The organism is Phenylobacterium sp. (genome assembly GCF_044236515.1).
Lineage (GTDB): Bacteria > Pseudomonadota > Alphaproteobacteria > Caulobacterales > Caulobacteraceae > Phenylobacterium.
In genome coordinates, this window is the sequence record NZ_JBIIGK010000178.1 from 1 (window position 1) to 5,243 (window position 5,243).

At 68.5% G+C, this 5,243-nt stretch carries 5 protein-coding genes; 2 read left to right on the plus strand and 3 right to left on the minus strand.

The features are described from left to right. Both ACILRF_RS14135 and ACILRF_RS14140 read right to left on the minus strand, forming a co-directional pair. A partial coding sequence (locus tag ACILRF_RS14135; protein ID WP_395673973.1) for a response regulator occupies nt 1-195 on the minus strand: 195 nt, incomplete at its 3' end. A 28-nt stretch (nt 196-223) separates the two neighbouring features. Further along, nucleotides 224-1,678 (minus strand): sensor histidine kinase, encoded by a 1,455-nt coding sequence (locus ACILRF_RS14140; protein ID WP_395673975.1) that lies wholly within the window; start codon nt 1,676-1,678, stop codon nt 224-226. A 224-nt stretch (nt 1,679-1,902) separates the two neighbouring features. Between ACILRF_RS14140 and ACILRF_RS14145 the strand changes: the two genes are divergently transcribed. Continuing rightward, nucleotides 1,903-3,291 (plus strand): sensor histidine kinase, encoded by a 1,389-nt coding sequence (locus ACILRF_RS14145; RefSeq protein WP_395673977.1) that lies wholly within the window; start codon nt 1,903-1,905, stop codon nt 3,289-3,291. A 103-nt stretch (nt 3,292-3,394) separates the two neighbouring features. Further along, a complete protein-coding gene (locus ACILRF_RS14150) occupies nt 3,395-4,696 on the plus strand; it encodes an OmpP1/FadL family transporter (protein WP_395673979.1) in 1,302 nt (433 codons plus the stop codon). 67 nt (nt 4,697-4,763) lie between these two features. Here ACILRF_RS14150 and ACILRF_RS14155 read toward each other — a convergent pair. Further along, a partial coding sequence (locus tag ACILRF_RS14155; protein WP_395673981.1) for a response regulator occupies nt 4,764-5,243 on the minus strand: 480 nt, incomplete at its 5' end.

Below are 5,243 nucleotides of genomic sequence, written 5' to 3' on the forward strand. Positions count from 1 at the left end.
GGTGGTGGCTTCCCAGCCGTCCATGTCGCCGAGCGCGATGTCCATCAGGATCACGTCCGGGCCCTCGCTCTCGGCCATGGCGACGCCGGACGGGCCGTCAGGCGCGCAGGCGACCTCGAAACCCTGGCGGACCAGCCGACGGGTCAGCATGTCTCGGTTCAGCTCGTTGTCTTCGACCAGCAGGATCTTGGTCATGTCGGGGGTCCGGATCAGGTCGGTGGGTTCAGGCGGCGGCGAGCTGGCGCTCGGCCTCCTCCGCCTCGGCCTCCGGACCGCACTTGCGGACCGGCTCGGGCGGGGTGATCGGCAGGGTGATGGTGAAGGTCGAGCCGACGCCGAGCTGGCTGTCGGCCGCGATCTTGCCGCCCATCAGGTTGCAGAGCGCCAGGCTGAGGGCGAGACCGAGGCCGGTGTCGCCGTACTTCGAGGCGCTGGCGTCGCGGGCGACGGTGAACTTCTCGAACAGGCTGGGCAGCACCTCGGCGGCGATGCCGATGCCGGTGTCGCGGACCTCGATGACAATGGCGTCGCCGCCGCGGGCGTGGCGACGGCGGGCGACGACGGTGACGCGGCCGGCCTCCGTGAACTTGACGGCGTTGTCGATGATCTGGCCCAGGGCCTGGCGGGCGCGCTGTCCGTCCCAGCGGGCGGCGCCGAGGTTCTCGCCGAGCTCGAGGATCATCTCCACACCCTTGGCGTCGGCGCGGCTGCGCTTGTGGTCGACGAGGGCGCGGACGAAGTCGGCGACGGCGACGTCCTCGGGCACGAGCTCCATCTTGCCGGCCTCGATCTTGGACAGGTCCAGCACCTCGTTGACGAGACGCAGCAGGTGCTGGCCGGCCTTGTGGATCTTCTCCAGGTCGGCGATCGCCTCCTGATCGTTCTCGTCGGCGGCGTCCTCGAGCAGCATCTGCGAGTAGCCGATGACGGCGTTCAGCGGGGTGCGCAGCTCATGGCTCATGCTGGCGACGAACTCGGCCTTGGCTGCGCCGGCCCGCTCGGCGTCGGCGGTGGCGCGGCGCAGCTCGGCCGCAGTGGCCATGTGCCGCCGCATCTCCGCCTCGAGTTCGACGCCGGACTGCAGGATCCGCCGGTAGTAGAGGGCCATCATCGCCACATAGCCGGCGCAGGCCAGCGTCGAGACGACGCCCAGACCCTGGAGGGCCTGCCGCGGGGTGTCGTCCAGAGGCGGCGGCATGAAGTTGTATAGCGCCAGGAAGACCGCGAAGTTCACGCCGATATGGGCCAGGGCGTACTTCCGCAGAGTCGGCGAGTTGCCGAGGTAGAAGAAGGCCAGGATCGGGATGGTCAGCACCCAGGGCAGGGTCGGCGCGGCGACGCCGCCGTAGAAGTAGCAGCTCCACAGGATGCAGAACTGCAGGTTCTGGACCGAGATGAAGGTCAGCAGGTTGTAGCGGCCCGTCCACTTGAGCAGGAACGGGAACACCCAGAAGGCGGTGATCGACACCGCGAGGACCGCGGTCGGCCAGCCGGGGGTCGGGTCGAGGAACAGCAGGGCGCCCGGCACGACGTTGCCGAGGAACGGGCCCAGCACGTGGCTGATCAGGAACATGCGCGCCTGCTGGCGCGTCTCGCGCTCCGCCTTGATCCCGGCCGGGATGAACCAGTCTATGAACCGGTCGAGCAGATTGGTCGCCTTGGCCGCCGTAGTGGTCATCTCGCCCGATCCTTCAGAAGAACCGCAAAGATCGTGCAGGGATTAACCGTCAACGACTTGCGGAGGCCCCAAGATGAACTCGAAGCTTCGGGCAATGTCGCGGCCCTGGATTAAAATGGGGTTAGCTCGGTTAAGAGGCGGCGTGCACGAGTTCTTAATGGCTGATCTGGCTTCTTCCCGGCGAATTGTGGGCGACGTCCGTCCGCCAGGGGCCATGCTCGGGTATGTGGGAAAGCATCCTCAAGATCATCGACTGGTTCGTGCCGGAGGCCGCCAAGCGCGAGCGCTCCGAGCTTGGCCTGGCGCGGAACTTCGTCTTCACCCACCTGTTCGGGCCGCTGATGGCGCAGTCGATCTGCGTCTTCCTCTACCTGTCCGACCCGCGTCCGGGCTGGGTGGTGTGGACCATCGTCGGAGCGATCTGGTCGTTCTGGGCCCTGCCGTTCGTGCTGCGGGCGACGAAGAACCTGCAGCTGGTGGCGCTGATCTCGGTGCAGACCCTGGCCTTCGCCTCGCTGTTCGGTTCGTTCCATTACGGCGGGGTGTCGTCGCCGCTCCTGCCCTGGCTGCTGGTCGCGCTCCTGCTGGGCTTCTTCTATCTCGGCGAGCGGCCGCTGCTGGTGCTCGGCATGTTCGCCGCCGACCTGCTGGCCTTCTACGCGGCCTTCGCCTTCAACGGCGCTTTCGACGCCCGGGTGCCGATGGAGCGGCTGGCCGGCGTCGGCTGGATCTCGATCTTCTCGGCCATGGTCTACATGTCCTGGATGGCCGTCTACTACGTCTCGACCATCGGCCTGCGCTCGGACCTGGAACGCGAGGCCGAGCGGCACCGGGCGACGGCCGTGCGCCTGCGCCAGGCCAAGGAACAGGCCGAGCGCGCCAACCTGGCCCGCTCGATCTTCCTCGCCAAGATGAGCCACGAGTTCCGCACGCCGCTGAACGCGGTGATCGGCTATAGCGAGCTGCTTCGCGACCACGGCGAGGACACCGGCGCCGACGAACAGAAGCTGGCCGACCTTGGCCGCATCAACGCCGCCGGCCAGCATCTGCTGGCCCTGGTCACCGACGTTCTCGATGTGTCGCGGATCGAAAGCAACGCCGTCCAACTGACGCCCGAGACCTTCGGCCTCGAATCCTTCCTCTACGACGTGGCCTCGACCGCCGGGCCGCTGATGATCCAGAACGGCAACCGCCTGACGGTGCGGCCGCTCGGCGCCCTCGGCGAGGTGACCACCGACCAGACGAAGCTGCGACAGGTGATGCTGAACCTGCTCTCGAACGCCGCCAAGTTCACCAGCCAGGGGACGGTGACGGTCACCGCCCGCCGCGACGAGAAGCCAGCCGGCGACTGGATCGAGGTGCGGGTGGAGGACACCGGCATCGGCATCGCCGCGGAAGACCTGCACAAGCTGTTCCAAGATTTCGGCCAGGTCAGCGCCACCACGTCCAGCCAGTACGGCGGCACCGGCCTCGGCCTGGCGGTCAGCCAGAAGCTCTGCGTGCTGATGGGCGGCTCAATCTCGGTGTCGAGCGAGGTCGGCCACGGCTCCTCGTTCGTCCTGCGCCTGCCGGCGGCGATCGTCGTCGAGGACGCCCAGCAAGCGGCGGCATGAGTTGCCAGCGTAAATCAACCGGTAAACAAATCACGCCAAGGAGGGGCCCAATGATCCGGCCGCTCTTTGGCCGACCTATGGGGATCCCGCCTTGGTCCGTCGAATGAAAAGCAACCCGATGATGGGCGGCGTCGCCCTCGGCGTCATCCTCGCCGCCAGCGCTACGTCCGCCAGCGCGAGCGGCTTCGCCGTCACCGGGATCACGGTCGAGGGCCTCGGCCGGGCCAATTCCGGAGAGGCGGCCGACACCGGCGCCGGCGCCCTGTGGTGGAATCCGGCGGCCATCGCCCGCAGCGGGCGCGAGGTCAGCCTTGGCCTGACGCACCGGCGGCAGGACAACACCCTGGCCGACGCCGGCACGACGATCACCCGGCCGATCGTTCCGGGCGGCCTGACCACGCCGGTCGGCGGCGCCTCGTCGCTGAACGACGTCGCCGACGAGTTCACCGCGCCCTATGCCGCCATCGCCCTGCCGATCGGCGACCGGGTCGCGGTCGGCCTGTCGCTGGCCAAGCCCTACCATATCCGCAACGACCTCGGATCCACGTCCTGGAGCCGCTACGACACCATCCGCAACCAGATTTCGGTGACCGACATTCAGGGCACCGGCGCGGTGCGCGCCGCCGACTGGCTGGACCTCGGGTTCGGCGTCAGCGCGCAGCGGAACAAGTCCTACCTCGACCAGGGCTATCCGAACCTCAACCCCGCCGCGGCCGATGGCCTGTCGGCGCTGACGGGCGACGGCTGGAACTGGGGCTGGACGATCGGGGCCCAGGCCCATCTGGAGGGCGTCACCCTTGGCCTCGCCTACCGCTCGGCGGTGGAGCAGGAGATCGACGGGACGATCACCCTGTCCGGCCTGCAGGCGCCGCTCGATACGGCCAATTTCTCGGCTGACGCCAAGACCAAGTTCTCCACCCGCTCGACCCTGACCGCCGCGGCGCGGATCGAGGTCACGCCGCAGCTGACGCTGAACGGTCAGGTCGTGCGCTCCGGCTGGGACGAGTACGACAAGATCGACGTCGCCTTCGCCGGCCAGACGGCGACCATCGCCCAGCGGTTCAAGAACACCACCTCGTTCGCCGCCGGTTTCGATTATGCGTTGAGCGACGCCTGGACCGTTCGGGCCGGCGCCCAGTACGACCCGACCCCGACTCCGTCGGACCTGCGCGAGCCCGGCGTGTTCGATTCCGACCGCTGGATCTTCGCGGCCGGCGCCAGCTACGCCCTGGCGACCGGGGCGACGCTGCACGGCGCCCTGGCCTACACCCGCTTCGAGGACACCGACCTCGAGGAGTTCGACACCTTCTACGGCGGCACCCCGGCCCAGACGACGGTGCCGGTGCGCGGGACGTTCGAGGGTTCGGACCTGACGCTGGCGGTCGGCCTCGACTGGAAATTCTGACCCGTCCGACGGACGCGGAAAGGGGACCCTCGCGGGTCCCCTTTTTTGTTGCGCAGTCTGCGGGCCTTCAGGCCGGCTGAGCGATGCGCGCCTCGGCGGCGGCCGCCGCGGTCGTCGACTGGATGATCGCACCGATCAGCAGGTCGGGGATGATCGGCTTGGCGATGTGATGGTCGGCGCCGGCGGCGCGCGAGGCCTGGACGTGCTCGCTCATCGCATTGGCGGTCACCGCCAGCACCGGCGTGCGCGCCCGGCCCTGACGAAGCTCGGCCTGGCGGATCTCGCGGATGGCGGTCAGACCGTCCATCACCGGCATCTGCAGGTCCATCAGCACGACATCGAAGTCATCGCTGAGATAGGCGTCGAGCGCCTGGCGGCCGTCCTCGACCTGCACCAGGTCGCAGTCGATCAGGCCGAGCACGACTTCGATGACCGCCCGATTGGTCGGGTGGTCGTCCGCCATCAGGACGCGCAGACGCCGCGTCGTCTCAACTTCACTCGACACGCTGGTCCTCAACTGCTGCTCAGGCGCGCGCGCGCCGAACGT